The sequence below is a fragment of the Salibacterium aidingense DSM 18341 genome, from assembly GCF_000429685.1.
Classification (GTDB): domain Bacteria; phylum Bacillota; class Bacilli; order Bacillales; family Marinococcaceae; genus Salibacterium; species Salibacterium aidingense.
In genome coordinates, this window is sequence record NZ_AUCI01000025.1 from 17,400 (window position 1) to 37,061 (window position 19,662).

Sequence of the window (19,662 nt, forward strand, 5' to 3'; positions counted from 1 at the left end):
TATAAAACTTTACCTCTTCTTAACTAACTCAACTTGTTAACAAGTTACGGTATAACTAGTTGGACAGGAGGTGATAACGGATGGCGCTGGAAAGCTTTTCTAGCCTGCATCTTGAAGTTTCCGATTATATTATCAGCCAGATTAAACATGATCATTACAAGCCCGGGCAGAAGATTCCTTCGGAACATGCGCTTGCGGAAACATTTCAAACCAACCGGTCTGTCATACGGCAGGCAGTGATGCGTGTGACGAATCTCGGGTGGGTCACCCCGGTTCAAGGTAAAGGAGCATTTGTCAATGAACGGCCAAAACCAATCCCATTTCATCTTTCTTCCCGCACCTGTTTTTCTAAAAATGTGGAGAAAACTGGAAAACGTTTTGGAAGCAAACTAATGAAATGGTCCAAAGAACCCCCTACTGAATATGAAGCCGACAGACTGCAGCTGGGAGGGAAAAGTTTAGTATACCGACTTCATATACTTCGCAGTGCGGATGAACATCCAATGGCTTTAACCACATCGGTGCTGCCGGCCGAAGAAGTCCCCGCCCTTGAAAAGCAGTTGGACCACTTTTATTCCCTTTATCAAATGCTGGAAGAAACGTATCATTTCACCCCTCTTCGGTCTTTTTCTACGGTGGCTGCGGAATTTCCGTCCATCGAAGAGGGTCAGCATTTGGAAACACCGGAAAACGTGCCGATTATTCATATTGAAAGCGTGATGAATCACCCAGGCGGGGCGCCCGTCGAACTGGCCAATGCCAAAATTCGGAGTGACATGGCCACCTGTTTCATTGAATTTTAACCGAAGAAGAAAAGCTCTGAAATTAGTGCCAAGACAGAATTCCCTAAAAATATTACAAAGGAGTGGAAGACTCGATGTTGAGAAGTGTGAATGTTTTTTTCGCCGTCTTTACGATTATCTTCCTTATGAGTGGCTGCGGCGGGGAAAATGATGTATCTGGAGAGCAGAATAATAGCAGCGCGGATGAAACAATAACATTTGCTGTGACCGATTTAGTAGGAATGGAAGAGTTAAAACGAAACTTTGAACCATTTCAGGAAGAATTAAGCAATATTCTGGAACAAGAGGTGGAGCTCTTTCCCGTATCCGATCGGACAGCTGCCGTTTCCGCCCTCCAGTCAGATCAAGCTGACTTAGTTCTAACCGGGCCGGCAGAGTACATTATTATTAACGAAACCACAAATATTGCTCCATTGGTGGGGTTAACACGTCCCGGTTACCGGTCTGCCATCGCTGTGAAGAAATCCAGTGATTACGAATCTATTGAAGATTTAGAAGGTGCCTCCATCGGTATGTCTGATATTGGATCCACAAGCGGGCATCTGGGACCATCCAAAATTCTCATGGATAACGGGATAAACCCGCAGGAAGATGTTGATATAAAAATGCTGGGCGATGCCGATCTGACCGCTTTTGCTAACGGGGATGTAGAGGCATGGGGAGGCAACCTTCCCGATGATCTTCAGCGCTTTGCCGAATCCGACTCAAATGACCTTTCCATGGACGAGCTTCGTATCTTTGAAGGACGGGAACTGCCAAACGATATTTTCATTGCAAACAGTAATACCTTATCGGAAGAGCAGATCAACCGTATTCAGGAAAGCATGAGCAATAACGCTCAGGCCCTGGTTGATTCTATTGCCGACGGCAGTAAAAACAAAAAATACGAAGAGTCGGAGATTATCGAAGCGGACGACAGCCAATATGAATATGTCCGCGGAATGTATGAAGCGATTGGTGTGAACGACCTGACTGAATTCGTCGGAGACTAAAGGAAAGAGGGAGACGTTATGCAAATATCAGTGAATCATTTGTCCAAAAAGTTTTCAGATGGTCATGCCGCGTTGGAGAACGTCTCGTTTTCAGTTAATGAGGGGGAACATGTCACCATATTGGGCCCAAATGGAGCCGGCAAATCTACGCTTATTAAAACCATCGTCGGTTTGGAAAAACCCACAACAGGGAGCATTAAGATCGGGGACACAGAGCTGAACAATATTACCACTAAAAAGTTACAGCAAGTGAGAAAGCGTATCGGGTTTGTCTTTCAAAATCTAAATCTCGTTCAAAATCTATCGGTTTTTCAGAATGTCCTATTTGGAACCATGGGCCGGACCAAAAACTTTTTAAGCTGGTGGCCGCAGACGGCTTCGCGTTATGACCGGGAACTGACTATGAGTTATCTGGAAGATGTCGGGATGGAACACAGCGCCAAAAAAAGAGTGGATCAGTTATCCGGCGGCCAGCAGCAGAGAGTGGCCATTGCCAAAATGATGATGCAGCAGCCTGATATTGTTATTGCCGATGAACCCATTGCCAGCCTGGATCCTCAGGCCGGTGAAGAAATCATGCATTTATTAACGTCTCTTATCAAGCAAAACCATGTAACCATGGTTTCCGTGCTGCATCAATTAGAGATTTCAAAGAAATATGCGGACAGGCTGATCGGATTAAAAGGCGGAAAACTGGTGATGGATACTTCTTCTTATGATACGAACACACAGCATTTAAACGAGTTATACAACAAATCTGCTGTTCTTGTGTAAAAAATGATTGGGTGATGGGATGGAACATAAACAACGGGCAGAGATGCCTAAAAGATGGGGAAAGCCTTCCGTACTGACATGGATATTAGGAATAGCTCTTATTCTTATTATCGTCCATGGTCTGGATCGAAGTGAATTGACAGTGGCCAGACTCTTTGAAGGAGCGGGAAGGCTGGCAGAATTTATAGCCCATGCTTTTCCTCCTAATGTAAATAGATTAAACGAAGTCCTGATTGCTGCATTTGAAACGCTGGAAATTGCTGTAATCGGTACATTGACCGGTGCATTACTAAGTATACCAATCGCCCTGCTTGCTGCTCAAAATACAACGCCTCATAAAAGTTTATATGTCGGAGCACGGACCTTTATTTCTTTTTTACGTGCTATTCCCGACCTTGTCTGGGGACTGATTTTCGTAGTAGCCATCGGGCTTGGTCCGGCCCCCGGGATTTTTGCCATAACCGTCGACGTTATTGGTTTTTGCGGACGTTTCTTTTCCGAGCGCATTGAAGAAGTCGACGAGGGGCCGATCAATTCGTTAAAAGTAAGCGGAGCCCCGATTATTGCAATTGTGACCGGCGCTCTGCTTCCTGCCACGCTTCCTTCTTTTACCGCCACTACATTATTTGCTTTAGAACAGGCTATACGTTCCGCCGTCGTATTAGGGCTTGTCGGTGCCGGCGGTATTGGGGTAGAGCTGCAAACCTCCATGCAAATGCTGCTTTACGATGAGGCGTTAACGATCATTTTAATTATCTTTCTGATCGTCATTATGATAGAAAGGCTTTCTGCCTGGATCCGCAGTAAAATTATTTAATTTTTCTGCCTGTATAGATAAGGAGGTTCAACCACCATGCATCAGACTATTATTACTAACGGAACAATCGTCACACCTGGGGAAACGTTCAAAGGAAACATTGTCCTTTCCAACGGAATCATTGAAGACATCGAGAAAACAGACGGTTCTTCCACCCTTCATTTACAATCTGATAACTATGAGACAGTGAATGCTGAGGATAAATACGTCCTGCCGGGCCTGATTGATACCCACAGTGACGCTTTCGAAAAAATAATTAATCCTCGTAAAAACGCCCTGTTCCCTTTCTCTTTCAGCTTCCAGGCTATGCAGCCCCAACTGCTCTCCTGCGGGATAACTACGATGCTGCATGCGGTATCCTTTAATGGAGAAGAAGGGCTGCGTTCCAATGAGAATGGACTGAAGATAGCACGTGAGATTGAAAAGCTTCAGCTCAGCAGGGATGCCAGCCTGCGGCACTTCCTTCACGTCCGCTATGAAATCACGAATGAAGAAGGGCTGACCGTCCTTAACGATTTAATAGAACAAAAACTCGTCTATCTTCTTTCTATCATGGACCATTCTTCCCAATATGACAGTCCGTATCAATTGGATAAAACGGTGGGATTAACAGAAGAAGAAGTCTTTCAGTTAGCGGAAGACGCACGTTCCAAAAAAGCGTTGATTGATCCTTCTAAATGGAAGAAGTTAATCAATACCGCACAAAACCAGGGGATTTCAGTGGCTTCTCACGATGACGAAACAAAAGAACACGTAGAACAGTTCCGGCAGTTAGGCGTTACGATCAGCGAGTTTCCTCTTACCACCGAAGCAGCTCAATATGCCGTAGACCACGATATGTTTACCGTTTTTGGAGCTCCTAATATTATCCGTGGAAAATCTCATAAAAACAGTATCTCTGCGAAAGAGGCTGTCGAAAAGGAACTCGCCGCTATCATTTGTTCAGACTACTACCCTTATTCTCTGCTTCCCTCTATTTTCCATCTTCATAACGAGGGGATGGAGCTCCATCAGGCTGTGGCTCTTGCTACGCTGCATCCTGCTCAGGCATTACAGGTAGATTCCTGGCTCGGCTCGTTAGAAACTGGAAAAACAGCCGACCTTTGCCTGGTCGAACATACGCCTGAAGACCGTGTTTCCGTTACAGATGTCATGGTAAATGGAGAGTGGAATTTCGTGCAGAGAAAAGGAAATGTGCGGAATCCAGCCAACAGCGTACATTCTTAACCGGAGGTGGCCTTTTGAAAAAAGCACGCTTGTCCAGAATCCTCGTTCATGCATCATTAGATTTTATTGAAGATTTTTCTAATCAAATAGAAGAAAACTATCAGATAAGTTTGGAAACAAAACCACAAAAAAGTCTCGTTCTTATGAAAACAAAAGACTCGGTGTCCGGCCTGAATTTTTATAACGGCGAGATTCTTGTTACGGAATGTAAAGTAACGATTCACCACTTTCATGGCTTTGGTATTGTCATGGGAGAACAGCCGGATCGTTCCTTTTACATGGCTGTCATCGATGCTGCGTTTAATGCAGAGCTGCCGGAAATCTCTTCCTGGAAGGATAGACTGATCCAGGAAGAAGCACGAATAGAAAAAGAAAAACTTTCCGAAACAAAAAATGCCGAAGCCAGCCGGGTTCAATTTGACACCATGGAGGGATTTGATGAAAGGTGACCAAGCATTTGACCTTGTTCACGATTCCCAGCTCATTTACCGGGAGATGCTGGAAGCTGTTTCCCGCCCCGGCACCATCTCCAACATCAAAACAGTCTTAACCAAGCTTCCTGATTCACCAGTGAATCCAGGCCTGATAGGCATGGCACTCACTATTTTGGACGGCGAAACCAGTTTTGCTGTGGTGCCGGAGTTCTCGAAGCTCTCCTCATATATCCAGCAAAAAACGGGGAGCCGGGTGGAAACGCTGGACCAGGCGGACTATATTTTAATGCATGATCTCTCCCTCGTTCCCTCATTTTCCGAGGTGATCGAAACGATAAAAAAAGGAACGTTGATCGATCCACATGACAGTGCCACTCTCCTGATACAAGTGAAGAGCTTTTCTGCCACCAACGGGGCTCCCTATATATTAAGCGGACCCGGCATTGCTTCTGAATCCCAGGTCCCTATCGAGGGGCTGCCGGAGAATTGGGAGAAAACCCGGCAACGCGCTAATAAGGAATTCCCATTAGGCATCGACTTCTTTTTCGTTTCTCAAGCGGCAGAGATCTTGAGCATTCCGAGGACAACGCGGATAAGAAAAGCATAAGCGTCCCGGGAAGCCGTGACAGGTTCTAGACCGGCTCCGTATAAGGGAGGAAACCAGCTTTAGACGAAACGGTTTTTGTATTGCCTCCTCTTCAGTTTCTGCTTAGGAGAGGGCGAGTTTTTATTAGAGAAAGGGTGATTCAGCGTGGGATATGTCACCGTCACTGGAGGACAAACTGCCATTGAAGAAGCAGAGAAACTGCTGCACCACTACCGGACAGGGCAGTCCAGCCATCCTCTTCATCCCGAAACAATCGAAAAACAGATGCGCCTTCTTGTGGACCGGATTATGGGAGAAGGAGGGCTTTATGCACCGGACCATGCCTCTCTTGCCTTGAAACAGGCGGAAGGAGATCCGGCAGAGGCCGCGTTTTTATTAAGAGCCTACCGCTCCACGCTCTCCCGTAACTTTTATACGAAAACAGTAGATCCGGGAGAGATGAGATTGATCCGTCGTATTTCCTCTACTTTTAAAGATATTCCGGGCGGCCAAGTTTTAGGCCCAACCTATGATTATACCCACCGCCTCTTAAACTTCAGCTTACGAGAAGAAACAGAAGAAGACTTTTCTGAGTTTCTGGAGGCTGTAGATATTGATTCAGAACAGGTTGAGCAAACCCCCTCGTTCAAAAAAGTAACAGAACTGCTGAAAGCAGAAAATTTACTGGCAGACTCAGAAATGGAGCAGGAACAGGAGCCGGTCGATATTACACGGGAGAAACCTGCATTTCCTTTAAGCAGGTCGGCAAGACTGCAGTCTTTGGCACGCGGGGAAACCGGAGCCATGTCAGCCCTGGCTTACAGCGCTGTCCGGGGTCACGGTAAAGTCCATCCTACGATTGGGGAATTAAGAGTCGGCTATGCAGATATCGAAATCGAATACCCCGGCCGTGAAAACGAGAGCCTTTACATAGGGGAAACGATGCTGACCGAAGTCGAAACGGTAAACTCTTTTACAGAGACCATAAATAATCAAGCCGGCGGGCTTAATCTTGGATACGGGCTTGTCTTTGGGCACAATGAATTAAAAGCAATCTCCATGGCTGTGTTAGAGCACAGCCTGGCAACAGAAGGAGAGGCTCCGGTGCACGACGAAGAATTTGTACTGCTTCATATAGACAGCGTCGATTCCTCCGGCTTTATTTCTCATATGAAAATGCCTCATTACGTTACCTTCCAGGCCCAGTTAAACCGCTTAAGAAAATTTCAGGAAGAGGAAGGAGGGAAGCCGGAAGATGAGTCCCGAAAGCAGTAAACGATTCAGGGTTTCCGCTTATAATTTCGGCTTTTTAGATGAAGGTTCCAAACGGGAAATCAGGCGTTCTACATTAAAAGCTGTCGCTATTCCCGGTTATCAGGTCCCTTTTGCCTCCCGGGAGCTTCCCATTGGAAAAGGGTGGGGGACCGGGGGCATGCAGCTTAGCTTATCATTAGCCGGCTCCCGCGACACGATCAAAGTGATCGATCAGGGCCACGATGACAGCGTAAACGCGGTCAGCATCCGTCATTTAATCCAATCCTGCACACAGGTGGAGATGACAAGGGATTCGCAAGCGGCCAGTTTAATCCAATCCCGGCACCGCATCCCGGAAATTCCACTTCGAAAAGATCAAATCCTGATTCTACAGGTTCCGCAGCCGGATCCTCTGAAGAAAGTGGAAAGTCATGAGAAGAAAGTGAAACAGCTTCACGCCGACAAGGATTATAAAGGCATGTGGCTGCATTTATACGAAGATATCAGCCAATGGGGGGATATTTCCATCAGCGCCGATTACCCGAGTACCGCCCACGAAAGATACTTATTTGCTCCGAGCCCCCTGCCGCGGTGGGATGTTCCTAAATTAAACCATTCAGAGGCGTTGTGTCTTCTGGGCGCCGGACGGGAGAAAAAAATATACGCGATTCCTCCGCATACCCAGGTTACTCCGTTGGCATTTGACGATGTTCCTTTTACTACGGAAAACTTCGGGAAGGCGAGCTGTAAAAATTGTGGAGCCGACAATGTATATCTCGACGAGTTTATCGATGACGAGACTGGACAAAAAACCTACAGCTGCTCAGACACTGGTTACTGTCATCAGCGGATGGCCGAAAGGAGAATCCAGTAATGTTTGATACGATCCAACATGAACCTGTGCTCTCTGTTCAACACCTATCCAAACGTTTTGGTCCTGGATGCAGTAGTTGTGACGAACAGAAACTTCCTTCCAATATTTGTGCAGCCTGCGGAACCATCTGGGCCTGCAAAGATATGACCTTTGATTTGTTTCAAGGAGAGATCCTTGGCATTGTTGGAGAAAGTGGATCCGGGAAAAGTACCCTCATGCGCTGTTTGCATTTTGAGCAGGAAGCCACCCGCGGTGCCGTCTATATGCGTGATTATGATCAGAGAAGCACGGATACGCTCACCATTTCCCGCCAGGAAAAACAATATATTAAAGATCATGTTTTGGGGTTGGTTTACCAGAACCCATGGGAAGGGCTGAGAATGGATTTTTCCAGTGGAGGAAACATAGCAGAAAAACTCATTGCTGCGGATTATCGACATGTCCGTACTATTGACCAGAGAGCAGAAGAACTGCTTGAAAAAGTAGATATTCCCATCGAACGCATGAGCGAATGTCCCCGGTACTTCAGCGGCGGAATGCAGCAGCGCGTCCAAATTTCAAAAGCCCTGGCCAATCAGCCTCCTCTTCTATTTTTAGATGAGGTCACTACCGGCCTGGATTTATCGGTGCAGGCCAAAGTACTGGATTTAATACGTATGCTGCAGCGGGAGTTTCATGTATCTATCCTTATCGTTTCTCATGATTTAAGTGTCATCCGCATGCTCGCAGACCGTACCATGGTTCTAAAAGACGGAGATATAATAGAAACCGGGTTAACCGATCAAATCCTGGAAGACCCCCAGCATCCTTATACGCAATTACTGGTCCAATCTCTTATATAGAAAGTAGAGATATATATGAGTGCACGAATAGAATGCCATCATGTAACCAAAACATTTGAACTCCACCAAAAAGAAACAAGAACGCTGCGTGGGTGCGAAGATATTTCGTTTACTGTCAACCCTGGAGAATTTGCCGGAATAACCGGCAAAAGCGGGGCAGGAAAATCGACCATTCTAAAAACACTTTACCGTACGTATCTCCCCACCAGCGGTCATATGTATTATCGTTCCAACAGCACTGGAACAATAGATCTGGCCCAAGCATCCGAGCAGGAAATCCTTTACCTCAGGAAAAATGAAATCGGCTATGTGTCCCAGTTTCTAAAAATAATGCCCCGGGTCACCGCATTAGAAACTGTGATGGAAAGCCTCCTTGAAATGGGATATAGTCCCGGAGAAGCACGGAGCGAAGGAAGCGCCATGCTGTATCAGTTCGATTTACCGGAGTATTTATGGGATACCTATCCCGATACTTTCAGCGGCGGAGAAAAGCTGAAATTGAATTTAGCAAAAGCTATGGTGAAACAACCGGCATTATTACTATTGGATGAACCGACAGCTTCCTTGGATGAGCATTCCAAAGCATACGTCAAGCATATGATCCACCAGCTTAAAGAAGCAGGCACTACCATGATCGGCATATTTCACGACCTGACATTTATGGACACCGTAGTAGATAAAAAATATCATATGAAGGAAGGTAAGCTCACCGGAACAGAAGAAGCATTGGAGTTGAACAGAAATGATTGAATTACATTGTCATACAAAAATATCAGATAACTCTATGAATATTGTGGATATCATGGAGCTCGCCAGGGAAAAAGGGATAACTCATTTAGCTCTTACGGATCACGACACGATGGAAGGGCTGGAGCCAGCCAAAAAAATAGGAGAGAAATATGAAATTACCATCATCCCCGGCATCGAAATGTCTGCCTATGATTTTAAAAGAAACACAAGGGCGCATATCTTAGGGTATTATATCGACCCCTATCATGAACCCCTGAAGAGAATATGCGATCCGATGGTAGCCCGCAGGCATGAAGCCAGCTATAAGATGGTAGAAAAAATTATGAATCTCGGTTATAACATTGACTGGCCGCTCGTTCAATCTTACGCTCAAGGAGGAACGGGGGTCTATAAACAGCATATTATGCATGCTCTGTGGGATAAAGGGTACACAAACGGCATATATACAGACCTGTACAAACAGCTTTTTTCCAGCGTCAAAAACAAACCTGGAGAAGCTTATGTTCCCGTGGAATATATTGATGTGAGAGAAGCGATCCAAACGATTAAACAGGCAGGCGGCATCCCTGTGCTTGCCCATCCCGGCCAATTTAATAATTTTGATGCGGTGCAGGAATGGGTGGCGCTGGGCCTCGAGGGGATTGAAGTATGGCACCCGCTGCATGATGCCCATGTCGAACAGCTTGCACATTACTATGCTTCCACTTATAATTTGATTGAAACCGGAGGCAGTGATTTTCATGGACTATACGGGGAGCATCACGACGAACTGGGAAGTAAAAACCCTGGTTTGAACGCCATGATTGCGTTAAAGGAAAAAGCTGTTTCTCAAGCTGCGCTTTCTTCGCTTCCCTGATAAAGAGGGTTATGTATGATAGATGTGAAAACGAAAGAATTTTGGCAGGCGACCCTGGCACTTGGCGCTTCTGCTTTGATGACCTTTGCCAATCTGTATTTCCCGCAGCCGCTGCTGCCTTTATTTTCAAAAGAATTTGAGGTAACTGAAACAACCGCCAGCTTTTTAATTTCGGTGCCCCTCTTCGTACTCGGCATCAGCTTCTTTATATATACGGCGTTATCCGATGCGTTCGGGCGCCGTAACATTATATTTATTGCCATGGGGCTCGGCACTGTTGGAACCCTGATCATCAGTGCTGCTCCCGGCTTTGAAATCATGCTGACAGGACGGATGTTTCAGGCGGCCGGGCTCGCCGGTATTCCGGTCGCAGGCATGGCTTATATCAGCGAAGAGTACACAGCCCGGGCGATGACGGTCGCGGTTGGTGTTTATATAAGCTGTAACAGTCTCGGGGGAATGAGCGGACGTGTCTTCAGCGGTGTATTAACGGACATATGGAATTGGAGAGGGGCATTTCTCGTAATGGCAGGGCTGAGTCTTGCCCTTTTTCTGATGGTATATTTTCTCCTTCCCGCTTCAAAGGAATTTCAGGCAAGACCCTTTAAACTGAAAACGATCCTGCAGGACAATAAAGACCACCTGGCAAATCCGCTGCTGCGAAATGCATATATTATCGGCGGCCTTCATTTCTTACTTTTTATGGGGATTTTTACATTTATTACGTATTACCTGAGTACCGATCCGTTCCATGTGTCCACTGCCGTACTCGGGCTCCTTTATCTTACTTACAGTGCAGGAACCATCAGCTCTACGCTGGCCGGGAAAGCCGGGCAGCAATGGAAGCAGACAATCTGTATGTTCGCCGGGATGGGATGTATGGCGGTCAGTTTAGTGTTAACATTCATTCCCTCCTTTCCCTATATCATTGCAGCCCTATTCCTTTTATGCTTTGGCTTCTTTTTCACCCATTCCAATTCGAGCTCCTGGGTGACAAGGTTTGCCACACACGCTAAAGCGAGTGCTTCCGGTCTCTATCTTACCGCCTATTATATAGGAGGCAGTCTTGGAAGTCTGTATTACGGAGTGTTGTGGTCCTCTTTTGGCTGGCAGGGCGTCATCTATGGGTCCTTTTTTATCTTAAGCATCACTACCGTAGTGACGGCGAAAATGAAAAAGCTTGAAGATCAGGAAGCATACACCGGGCAGGCCTAAATCCAATAGCTGTTTACCTATACAATTAAAGGCATGGCCCCACATGCAGCGGATCTCCTGTTAAGCAAACCATTGATATAGACCATAAAAACCATCCTGAAAGAGTGCGGCTCTAAAAAGGATGGTTTTTGTTCCTGCCAGAGATGGATTTTTTCCTGTTTCCTGCTCACCCATTTGTTTTCATAAGTAGATAAATAAAGTAAGGAGCGCCCAGGGCAGAAACTACAAGGCCTACCGGAATTTCAGAAGGCGCCAGCAGATTTTTTCCAATCGTATCGGCTGAGAGCAATAACAACGCTCCAATTGCAACGCTCGTCGGAATAAGATAATGATGCATCGGGCCGACGAGTCTTCTCGCCAGGTGGGGAGCTACCAGTCCGAGAAAGGCGATTCCTCCGGCGACGGCAACGCATGCCCCGGCGAGAGCGACTGCTGCCACAAGCAGCACTCTTCTTTCTTTTTCCACTCTTGTACCTAACCCTGTCGCAATTGAATCCCCGAGGGAAAGAACATTTAAATGCTTGGCTTTGATCAGTGTAACCGGAATGAGAAGAGCAATCCAGGGCAGCACCGATAAGACAAAACTCCAATTCGCCCCCCAGATGCTGCCGGACAGCCACACCATCGCCTGCATAAAATCATTGGGTTCCATGCGGAGCTGAAACACAATCAGCATAGCATTAAATCCAGCGTTCACCGCTATTCCCACCAGAATAAGCCGCACCGGTGAAATTCCCTGCTTCCAGGCCAGAATATAGATGAAGAAAGCAGCCAGCAGAGCACCGCTTAGAGCAAAAAAGGGCATGGCAAAAATCGAAAAGGCGCCCATTTCGCCCATGGCCCCTTCAAAAAAGTAAATGAAGAGGACAACCGCCAGGCCGGCTCCAGCGTTTATCCCAATGATCCCCGGTTCCGCCAATTCGTTCTGGGCCACTCCCTGCAGAATCGCCCCTGATACGGCCAGGCCGGCTCCTACCAATAAGGCCAGCACCATTCTTGGCAGGCGGAAACTGAATAAAACGAGCGATGCCTCGTCAGACCCCCTGCCAAAAAGGGTTTTAAGTGTTTCAGCGGGAGAGAGGGGATAGCTTCCCAGGTTAAGGCTGATTAAAAACACAGCCAAAATAAGCACCGCTGCCGTCGTCACCACGGTTACAAACCGCTTTCGATGAATACGGTTGATATCCATTAGAGGCCCCTCCCTTCTCCGCGGGCCAGATAAAGAAAGAAAGGCACGCCAATCAGGGCGGTGATGGCTCCTACCGGTGTTTCATAGGGGGCGTTTACCATTCTTGCCCCTAAATCAGCAAGGACAAGAAGAAGCGCTCCTAATACGGCAGAGCAGGGAATAATCCAGCGATAATCCACTCCGGCTAAAAATCGGGTAATATGCGGTATAACCAATCCAATAAAACCAATTCTTCCCGCGACCGCCACTGCGGCACCGGTAAGAAGCAGCACCGTAATAATCCCCAAGGTTTTTATTAATGCCGTTTTCTGTCCCAGTCCTTTGGACACTTCTTCCCCCAGACTGAGAATCGTAATAGCCCGTGAAATAAAAAAAGCAAGACCCAGTCCGATAACAGCAACCGGGATCAGCATTTGAATGCTGATCCACTGCATACCGGCCAGCCCGCCGGCAAACCAGAACGCCATATCCTGTGCCACATCGAAATGAATCCCAATAGCGGAAGAGAAAGAACTCAGCATCGCTCCGACCGCCACTCCGGCTAATGCTAATTTCACCGGAGTGATACCGCCCTTTGCAAACATTCCGATTCCAAATACAAGCAGGGCCCCCAGCCCTGCTCCTGCAAAGGACCATACCAGCAACCCGATGTAGGAGGTACCCGGGAAAAAAGCGAAAGCCAGTGCGATGGCAAACGCTGCGCCGTCCGTCACACCAAGAATGGCCGGAGACGCCAGCGGATTTCTCGTCATTCCCTGCATAATCGCACCGGACACCGCTAAAAACGAACCGATAAACACAGCGCTTAGCACCCGGGGCAGACGAACTTCCTGGATGATTTGATGGTCCGTGACGTCCGGATTAAAGGCAACTAACGCTTCCCAAACGGTTCCAAGGTTGATAGAAGCAGCCCCAAACGAAATCGAGAGACCAAGCCCGAGTACCAGAGCTGCGGTTCCCAGCACAAGAATCAGGACCGCCCCGGCCGGTCCTTTTTGTTTTATTTTATTTTCAGCCGCCTGTTCTCTTTCTTTCTCTGTCACGATAGCTCACTTCCATTATTCGGACTCGGTGACTTTGTTCACTAGATCGTCCAGCTGCCTTTCCAATAATATGGGATTGTATTCACTCCAATAGTCATTGTCCACCACATGAACTTTGCCGTTCTGAACGGCAGGAAGGTTCTTCCATATATCTTTTTCTTTCAGTTCTTCATAATTTTCTTCAGCTGACCTCCCGGAAAACATAACAAAAATTCGGTCGGCGCTGTATTCGGGGATCACTTCTTCAGACAGTGTAACCGGATCGGAAATCTCTGCTGCTTTTTCTGTCGGCTTAAACTGACCGGCATCATAAATGGTCGGAAACGCCGATGTATGGAACATGTGAATGTTCTTTTCATAGAACTGCATGACAGCTGCCGTTTCTCCCTCTTCGATATAGGGGTCCATGTCTTCCCGCGCCTGTTCTACCTTTTGTTCATATTCCTGCATCCAGGTTTCCCGTTCTTCTTCGCGTCCAGTAATTTCCGCTACATTCTCCAGCTGCTCCAGCGCAGGAGTTCCAAATTCGAGGGCTACGGTTGGAGCGATTTGCTGCATATTTTCAATCGCTTCCGCTTCCCGGTAATCCGAGACGATGATCAGATCGGGGTCCAGGGAAATGATCTTTTCTACATCCGACTGTTCAGAGCCTACGCTTTCGACCCCCTCTGTTAACTCGCCGCTGTATTTATTTAAATCATAATCCAGGGCCCCGACGGGTTTGATGCCAAGCGCCGCCAGTTCACCGAAATAATTGACCGCCACCACATCTTCCGGGTTCTCCGGAATCTCCACTTCCCGGTCCAGGCTGTCCGTATATGTACGGGTCTCTTGTGTTTCTCCTCCGTTTTCATCAGGATCTTCTTCTCCGGAGCTTTCTCCGCACGCAGTCAGAAGCATCACGGCAAGGAGAAAACTAAAAAGTATATATATGCTGCTTCTTCTCATTTTCACGAACCTCCGCTTTAAATGATAATGATTATTAATGTCATGAAAATTATATCGGAGATAAGGCGTGAAAGCAATGAAAAAAGCAAATTCAGTGGATCTCTCTCTTATTATAAAGCTGCATGGCATGAAAACAGACATTATTTTCTTCCAAGTAAAAAATGTTGTCCAGTATCTTTCTATTAAGAACATTCCTGGCTGAATTCGTTCCGATTTTGTCTCTCATTCTGCTATTAAGAACATTTTGATACCGAAAATGTCCTTTATCCTGAGAGTCCCATCATCCTTCCCGGGCACAGAAAAAGAGGAGCCTTTGTTTAAAGACTCCTTCTTACGATATTTTCATTTTCTGCAGGCGCAGGGCGTTCAGAACAACAGAGACAGAGCTGAAAGCCATTGCGGCACCGGCAACCCATGGGGCAAGCAGGCCGGCTGCGGCAATCGGGATTCCCAGCGTGTTATAAATAAACGCAAAGAATAAATTCTGCTTGATATTTCTCATCGTGGTCCGGCTCATGAGGACTGCATCGGCCACACTGTTCAAGTCACCGCGCATTAAGGTGATGTCTGCGGCTTCAATGGCGACATCGGTGCCGGTGCCGATCGCCATGCCGATATCGGCAGCGGCGAGCGCAGGGGCATCATTCATCCCGTCGCCGACCATCGCTGTTTTCTTTCCTTCCTGCTGCAGTTTTTGGATTTCTTCGCTTTTCTGCTCCGGGAGGACCCCTGCGATAACACGAGCAATTCCGACCTGGGCCGCAATTGCATTTGCGGTCCGCTGGTTATCCCCGGTAAGCAGCACCACGTCGAGTCCAGATTGGTGCAGCCGCTCTACCGCCTGTTTGGACGTTTCTTTTATCGTATCCGCCACCGCTATCAGCCCTGCATAGCTTCCATCTATAGCACAAAGCATGACTGTTTTTCCTTCGGATTCAAGCTTCTGCAGCTCCTCTTCTGCTCCCTCTCCCCGGCTAACACCAGATTCGTCCATCATTTTTCTTGTGCCAAGCTGAAGTTTCCGCTCGTTAACTACCGCCTGAATCCCCCTTCCTGGTAAAGCTTCCATATTTTCTGCATGAAGTAGAGATATAGTACCAGCTTCTGCTCCTTTTACTACAGCCTGAGCCAGAGGATGCTCCGAATTTTTTTCTGCGGACGCGGCATATTGCAGGAGATGGTCCTCCTGCCAGCCGGATGCCGGCACGACATCGGTGAGCTCTGGCTCCCCTTTCGTTACCGTTCCGGTCTTATCCAGTACTACGGTTTGAATGCTTTTCGTATTTTCCAAGTATTCGCCGCCTTTAAACAGCACTCCCGCTTCGGCGGCCCGTCCTGATCCGGCCATGATAGAAGTCGGGGTGGCCAGCCCGAGCGCGCAAGGACATGCAATCACAAGAATAGAAATCGTGGGAATTAGTGCACTGCCCACATCTCCGGGACGGACCAGGGTTATCCAAACCACAAACGTGAGCAGGGCAATCGCGATGACCGCCGGGACAAAGATGCCGGAAACCCGATCGGCAAGGCGCTGGACTGCGGCTTTGGAACTTTGCGCCTCTTCCACCACTTTGACGATTTGGGATAACGCCGTATCGTTTCCGACTTTGGAGGCTTTCACCTGCAGCACACCGTTTTTATTGATGGTGGCACCAAATACATCATCCCCCGCCGTCTTGTCCACGGGCATGCTCTCCCCGGTCAGCATCGATTCATCCACGGAGGACGCGCCTTCCAGCACCTCTCCGTCGACCGGTATTTTTTCTCCCGGCTTCACAAGGACGGTATCACCAATCTGCACCTGCTCGACCGGAATTTCCACTTCTTCACCCTGACGATACACTACCGCTGTCTTGGCACGCATGCCGAGCAGTTTTTGGATCGCCTGTGATGTTCTTCCTTTTGCCCGCGCTTCAAATAGTTTTCCGAGCAGAATCAAGGTAATAATGATCGCCGATGCTTCAAAATAAAGCTCCGGCATGCCAGTCCGGGAGCTATTCAGCCACTGCCAGCCCAAATAAATACTGTAAAAATATGCCGCCGATGTCCCCATCGCCACGAGCACATCCATGTTGGCACTTTTATTACGGAGCGCTTTCCAGGCACCCTCATAAAACTGCCAGCCGATAACAAACTGTACCGGTGTGGCGAGGGCAAATTGTACCCACGGATTCATGAGAACGTCCGGCATCCACAGAAACGAGGTCCACTCAAAATGCGTCACCATCGTCCATAACAGCGGCAGTGATAAAACCGCGGCTGATATAAATTTTACCGTTTGCTTCCGGATGGCTTTTTCGCGGTGGTCTTCTCCCTCCCTGTCCTCTGTTTTTTCATGCAGTTGATAGCCGATTTTATCTATGGCCCGGGACATGTCTTCCGTAGATACCGCCCCCGGGTTATATTCAACTGAAGCAGTTTCCATCGCCAGATTGACATTAGCTTCCGTCACACCCGGAAGTGTATTCAGCCTTTTTTCCACCCGGGCGGCACAAGCCGCACATGTCATCCCGGCCACTTCAAATTCCGCTTTATCATGCTCGACCTGGTAGCCGAGCTTTTTGATCTTTTCTTCAAACTCCGCTGCATTGGTCTGTTCCGGATCGTACGTTACATTGGAACGTTCCATCGCCAGATTGACGCTGGCTTCCTGTACGCCGTCGATCTTGTTCAACCCTTTTTCAATCCGGTTCGCACAGGCTGCACATGTCATCCCTGATATCTGCAGCGTCGTTTCTGCTTGTCTGTTCATTTCCCTTTTCCTCCTTTCATAGCAGGGGCCCAGGGAAATTATTCTTCCACATCATAGCCCTGATCATCAATCGCCTCTACAATATCTTCATGGGAAGTAACCTCTTTATCATATTCGACGTCGACTTTTCCCTGATCAAGGTGTACCTTTACATTCGATACCCCTCTCAGTCCGCCGACACTTCCTTCTACCGCCTGCACACAATGGCCGCAAGACATTCCTTTTACATTCAGTGTTTCTGCTGTCATGGTTCATTCCTCCTTTTTTATACTATACCTTGGTATTGTATATTTAAATCAAAAAAACAACGTGAATGAAAATTGTTATTTTATCATCCGTTTCACTACGTCCATTAATTCATTGATGGATTCTTCTCCTTCTCCGCTCTTAATGGCATTGGAGACACAGTGATGGGTATGGTCTTCCATTAAATTGATTGAAACTTTATCCACCGCAGATTGGATAGCCGCGATTTGATTCAGGATATCCACGCAGTAGCGGTCATTCTCCACCATATTGTGAACGCCGCGGACCTGCCCTTCAATCCGTTTTAACCGGTTGAGCATCTGCTGCTTATTTGGCTGCACTGTACGCTTATCTGAATGTACCTGCTCTTCCATTCCCGTCACCCCTCATTATTTATTATACCCATCCCCTGTATTTTTAATTCTAATAACAGAATTCAAAAAAATCAAGAAAGAACGCTCATCTTTTATCATTAAAATGGGAAGCTTTTTGCACCATTTTATAGAGGATGCCGGCCATTATCGTTATAAACCCAATAAGACTAACAGTTAAAAACGTATGTATTCCTGCCAAACAGATACCCCCCTCAGGTGTTTTTTTCACCAAATTCCCTTCCGTCACTGTATCCTTAATTATATCACACCGCGGGCCGTAACAACCGTTTTCCAGGCAGGGAGCACATCCTGTGGATAGAAGCTGTTCCTGGACGGAGAGCCGCCGGAACAGCTTCCATTTTCATCGGGCGGATGGATTTCGTTCCTGATTGGGCAGCAGCTGGGAGATTACTGCCGTTACATCATTTCTTTTTCTTTTGCCTTATTGTACCCTTCTTCATAGCCTTTACGGTACGCCGCTTCAATCATACATTCCAGCTGCTCCCGCAATGCCTCATCTTTAAATGTTTCAATAAATGTTTGTGCGTCTTTTGATTTCATGTAACCTCTCAGTCCTCTTTCTCATCCAGCCCGACAATTACCCATACCTTCATTCTTTTACCATAAAACTAGTTCCGTACAGGTAATTATTTCCTTCCCCATCCCTCCTTCATTGATAAAATAGTGTTGGCTCCGTACAATGATGGAAGTGGAACAGTTTTCGACAATTTTCTACGAAAGGGGGACTTGGTGGTGAACTCAACATTATCGTTCTGGATGAAGGCTACGCGTTCTTTTGCTCTTCCGGTTATTATCGTACCGGTACTCTTAGGGGCAGCTGCCGCTTATGCCTGGAAGGGGAGCTTTTATCCAGGATGGTTTCTCATCACATTAATTGGAGCCATTTCGGCGCACTTATTTTCCAATATGATTAATGATCTGTGGGATTACCGCAATGGTGCAGATAAAGAAGCAGAAAAGGTAGAAACCGACATCCCCACTAATTCCAGGCTGCTGCCGAGCGGACAACTTTCTGAAAGGACATTTGCTGCTGTAACCTGGGGGCTGTTTGCTGCAGCCGTACTTTGCGGGGTTATTATAACAGGGTTCAAGGGCTGGCCGGTGCTTGTTATTGCTGGTAGTGGCGGATTAATAGCCTATTTTTACGTAGCACCTCCGCTTAAATTCGGATACCGTGGCAAAGGATACAGTGAAGCAGCGATTTTTGCGGCATTCGGGGTACTTCCATTAATGGGGTCCTATTATGTCCAGACCGGGACATTCGATATCCGGGCGTTCGTATTATCCTTTCCTGTCGGAATTTTAACCACCCTGGTATTGTATAATCACCACTTTCTCCATCCCCGCGCCGATGAGGCGGCAGGGAAACGAACACTTGTTGTTGTGCTTGGAGAAAAAAAGGGCCTGATCCTTGCAAAATGGCTGACCATTTTGGCGTTTGCAGCCGTTATTCTGTGCATACTTATACAGGCCCTGCCGTGGTACGGACTCATCAGTCTGGCCGGTTTTATTCCATTAATCCAAATGCTTCGGACATTGGAAGAAACCAATCCACCGGACGCTTATCCGCCGTTTATGGGGGCTGCCTTAAAAGCATCCACCCGGTGCGGCGGCCTGCAGATCATCTGTTTAATCATTCATGGATTTTTACAATAAGGAGGCAGA

General features: G+C 47.3%; 21 protein-coding genes. 14 read left to right on the forward strand and 7 right to left on the reverse strand.

Annotated features, from left to right (window positions below):
- Positions 1-80: 80 nt before the first annotated feature.
- From G475_RS0118360 to G475_RS0118420, 13 genes are all read left to right on the forward strand, one after another.
- The gene (locus G475_RS0118360; protein ID WP_026702526.1) at positions 81-803 is read left to right on the forward strand and encodes a GntR family transcriptional regulator; all 723 of its coding nucleotides are present in this window, start codon (positions 81-83) and stop codon (positions 801-803) included.
- A gap of 74 nt (positions 804-877) precedes the next feature.
- Positions 878-1,795 carry a PhnD/SsuA/transferrin family substrate-binding protein gene (locus tag G475_RS0118365; protein ID WP_051302691.1) on the forward strand — a complete coding sequence of 306 codons (918 nt, stop codon included), beginning with the start codon at positions 878-880 and terminating at the stop codon, positions 1,793-1,795.
- Between the two features lie 18 nt (positions 1,796-1,813).
- Entirely contained in the window at positions 1,814-2,569 is a 756-nt protein-coding gene (gene phnC, locus G475_RS0118370; RefSeq protein WP_026702528.1) for a phosphonate ABC transporter ATP-binding protein, read from the forward strand.
- A 19-nt stretch (positions 2,570-2,588) separates the two neighbouring features.
- Complete coding sequence (gene phnE / locus G475_RS0118375) at positions 2,589-3,386, forward strand: phosphonate ABC transporter, permease protein PhnE (RefSeq protein ID WP_026702529.1); 798 nt, start codon at positions 2,589-2,591, stop codon at positions 3,384-3,386.
- A gap of 36 nt (positions 3,387-3,422) precedes the next feature.
- Positions 3,423-4,613 (forward strand): alpha-D-ribose 1-methylphosphonate 5-triphosphate diphosphatase, encoded by a 1,191-nt coding sequence (locus G475_RS25605; RefSeq protein ID WP_051302693.1) that lies wholly within the window; start codon positions 3,423-3,425, stop codon positions 4,611-4,613.
- Positions 4,614-4,627: 14 nt separating this feature from the next.
- Positions 4,628-5,062 carry a phosphonate C-P lyase system protein PhnG gene (gene phnG / locus G475_RS0118385; protein ID WP_026702530.1) on the forward strand — a complete coding sequence of 145 codons (435 nt, stop codon included), beginning with the start codon at positions 4,628-4,630 and terminating at the stop codon, positions 5,060-5,062.
- Positions 5,052-5,654: a phosphonate C-P lyase system protein PhnH gene (gene phnH, locus G475_RS0118390; RefSeq protein WP_026702531.1), complete on the forward strand. Its 603-nt coding sequence runs from the start codon at positions 5,052-5,054 to the stop codon at positions 5,652-5,654. The genes phnG and phnH overlap by 11 nt, the downstream gene beginning before the upstream one ends.
- A 144-nt stretch (positions 5,655-5,798) precedes the next feature.
- Positions 5,799-6,908, forward strand: a complete 1,110-nt coding sequence (locus tag G475_RS0118395) for a carbon-phosphorus lyase complex subunit PhnI (RefSeq protein ID WP_026702532.1) — start codon at positions 5,799-5,801, stop codon at positions 6,906-6,908.
- Positions 6,889-7,761 carry an alpha-D-ribose 1-methylphosphonate 5-phosphate C-P-lyase PhnJ gene (locus G475_RS0118400; protein ID WP_026702533.1) on the forward strand — a complete coding sequence of 291 codons (873 nt, stop codon included), beginning with the start codon at positions 6,889-6,891 and terminating at the stop codon, positions 7,759-7,761. Before G475_RS0118395 ends, G475_RS0118400 begins: the two co-directional genes overlap by 20 nt.
- Entirely contained in the window at positions 7,761-8,603 is an 843-nt protein-coding gene (locus G475_RS0118405; RefSeq protein WP_026702534.1) for an ATP-binding cassette domain-containing protein, read from the forward strand. The genes G475_RS0118400 and G475_RS0118405 overlap by 1 nt, the downstream gene beginning before the upstream one ends.
- Positions 8,604-8,618: 15 nt before the next feature.
- The gene (locus G475_RS0118410; protein ID WP_026702535.1) at positions 8,619-9,353 is read left to right on the forward strand and encodes a phosphonate C-P lyase system protein PhnL; all 735 of its coding nucleotides are present in this window, start codon (positions 8,619-8,621) and stop codon (positions 9,351-9,353) included.
- Positions 9,346-10,209 (forward strand): PHP domain-containing protein, encoded by an 864-nt coding sequence (locus G475_RS0118415; protein ID WP_026702536.1) that lies wholly within the window; start codon positions 9,346-9,348, stop codon positions 10,207-10,209. The genes G475_RS0118410 and G475_RS0118415 overlap by 8 nt, the downstream gene beginning before the upstream one ends.
- A 15-nt stretch (positions 10,210-10,224) precedes the next feature.
- The gene (locus G475_RS0118420; RefSeq protein WP_026702537.1) at positions 10,225-11,424 is read left to right on the forward strand and encodes an MFS transporter; all 1,200 of its coding nucleotides are present in this window, start codon (positions 10,225-10,227) and stop codon (positions 11,422-11,424) included.
- 166 nt (positions 11,425-11,590) lie between these two features.
- Here the strand turns inward: G475_RS0118420 and G475_RS0118425 are convergent, their stop codons facing one another.
- From G475_RS0118425 to G475_RS27370, 7 genes are all read right to left on the reverse strand, one after another.
- Positions 11,591-12,613: a FecCD family ABC transporter permease gene (locus tag G475_RS0118425; RefSeq protein ID WP_035711856.1), complete on the reverse strand. Its 1,023-nt coding sequence runs from the start codon at positions 12,611-12,613 to the stop codon at positions 11,591-11,593.
- Complete coding sequence (locus G475_RS0118430; protein WP_233275815.1) at positions 12,613-13,617, reverse strand: FecCD family ABC transporter permease; 1,005 nt, start codon at positions 13,615-13,617, stop codon at positions 12,613-12,615. Before G475_RS0118430 ends, G475_RS0118425 begins: the two co-directional genes overlap by 1 nt.
- A 54-nt stretch (positions 13,618-13,671) precedes the next feature.
- A complete protein-coding gene (locus G475_RS0118435) occupies positions 13,672-14,604 on the reverse strand; it encodes an ABC transporter substrate-binding protein (RefSeq protein ID WP_026702540.1) in 933 nt (310 codons plus the stop codon).
- Positions 14,605-14,935: 331 nt separating this feature from the next.
- Positions 14,936-17,356 (reverse strand): heavy metal translocating P-type ATPase, encoded by a 2,421-nt coding sequence (locus tag G475_RS0118445; RefSeq protein WP_026702541.1) that lies wholly within the window; start codon positions 17,354-17,356, stop codon positions 14,936-14,938.
- A gap of 38 nt (positions 17,357-17,394) precedes the next feature.
- Positions 17,395-17,604 (reverse strand): copper chaperone CopZ, encoded by a 210-nt coding sequence (gene copZ, locus G475_RS0118450; RefSeq protein WP_026702542.1) that lies wholly within the window; start codon positions 17,602-17,604, stop codon positions 17,395-17,397.
- Between the two features lie 75 nt (positions 17,605-17,679).
- Complete coding sequence (locus G475_RS0118455; protein WP_026702543.1) at positions 17,680-17,976, reverse strand: metal-sensitive transcriptional regulator; 297 nt, start codon at positions 17,974-17,976, stop codon at positions 17,680-17,682.
- 417 nt (positions 17,977-18,393) lie between these two features.
- Entirely contained in the window at positions 18,394-18,537 is a 144-nt protein-coding gene (locus G475_RS27370) for a hypothetical protein (RefSeq protein WP_156911790.1), read from the reverse strand.
- A 192-nt stretch (positions 18,538-18,729) separates the two neighbouring features.
- Here G475_RS27370 and G475_RS0118470 point away from each other — a divergent pair, with 192 nt between their 5' ends.
- Positions 18,730-19,653, forward strand: coding sequence for a prenyltransferase (locus G475_RS0118470; RefSeq protein ID WP_026702544.1), 924 nt, complete (start codon positions 18,730-18,732; stop codon positions 19,651-19,653).
- The last annotated feature ends 9 nt before the right edge of the window (positions 19,654-19,662 follow it).

Coding starts and splice junctions, on each gene's coding strand:
- G475_RS0118360 (WP_026702526.1), top strand. CDS start 81: ATGGCGCTGGAAAGCTTTTCTAGCCTGCATCTTGAAGTTTCCGATTAT.
- G475_RS0118365 (WP_051302691.1), top strand. CDS start 878: ATGTTGAGAAGTGTGAATGTTTTTTTCGCCGTCTTTACGATTATCTTC.
- phnC (WP_026702528.1), top strand. CDS start 1,814: ATGCAAATATCAGTGAATCATTTGTCCAAAAAGTTTTCAGATGGTCAT.
- phnE (WP_026702529.1), top strand. CDS start 2,589: ATGGAACATAAACAACGGGCAGAGATGCCTAAAAGATGGGGAAAGCCT.
- G475_RS25605 (WP_051302693.1), top strand. CDS start 3,423: ATGCATCAGACTATTATTACTAACGGAACAATCGTCACACCTGGGGAA.
- phnH (WP_026702531.1), top strand. CDS start 5,052: ATGAAAGGTGACCAAGCATTTGACCTTGTTCACGATTCCCAGCTCATT.
- G475_RS0118400 (WP_026702533.1), top strand. CDS start 6,889: ATGAGTCCCGAAAGCAGTAAACGATTCAGGGTTTCCGCTTATAATTTC.
- G475_RS0118405 (WP_026702534.1), top strand. CDS start 7,761: ATGTTTGATACGATCCAACATGAACCTGTGCTCTCTGTTCAACACCTA.
- G475_RS0118410 (WP_026702535.1), top strand. CDS start 8,619: ATGAGTGCACGAATAGAATGCCATCATGTAACCAAAACATTTGAACTC.
- G475_RS0118415 (WP_026702536.1), top strand. CDS start 9,346: ATGATTGAATTACATTGTCATACAAAAATATCAGATAACTCTATGAAT.
- G475_RS0118420 (WP_026702537.1), top strand. CDS start 10,225: ATGATAGATGTGAAAACGAAAGAATTTTGGCAGGCGACCCTGGCACTT.
- G475_RS0118425 (WP_035711856.1), bottom strand. CDS start 12,613: ATGGATATCAACCGTATTCATCGAAAGCGGTTTGTAACCGTGGTGACG.
- G475_RS0118435 (WP_026702540.1), bottom strand. CDS start 14,604: ATGAGAAGAAGCAGCATATATATACTTTTTAGTTTTCTCCTTGCCGTG.
- G475_RS0118445 (WP_026702541.1), bottom strand. CDS start 17,356: ATGAACAGACAAGCAGAAACGACGCTGCAGATATCAGGGATGACATGT.
- copZ (WP_026702542.1), bottom strand. CDS start 17,604: ATGACAGCAGAAACACTGAATGTAAAAGGAATGTCTTGCGGCCATTGT.
- G475_RS0118455 (WP_026702543.1), bottom strand. CDS start 17,976: ATGGAAGAGCAGGTACATTCAGATAAGCGTACAGTGCAGCCAAATAAG.
- G475_RS27370 (WP_156911790.1), bottom strand. CDS start 18,537: ATGAAATCAAAAGACGCACAAACATTTATTGAAACATTTAAAGATGAG.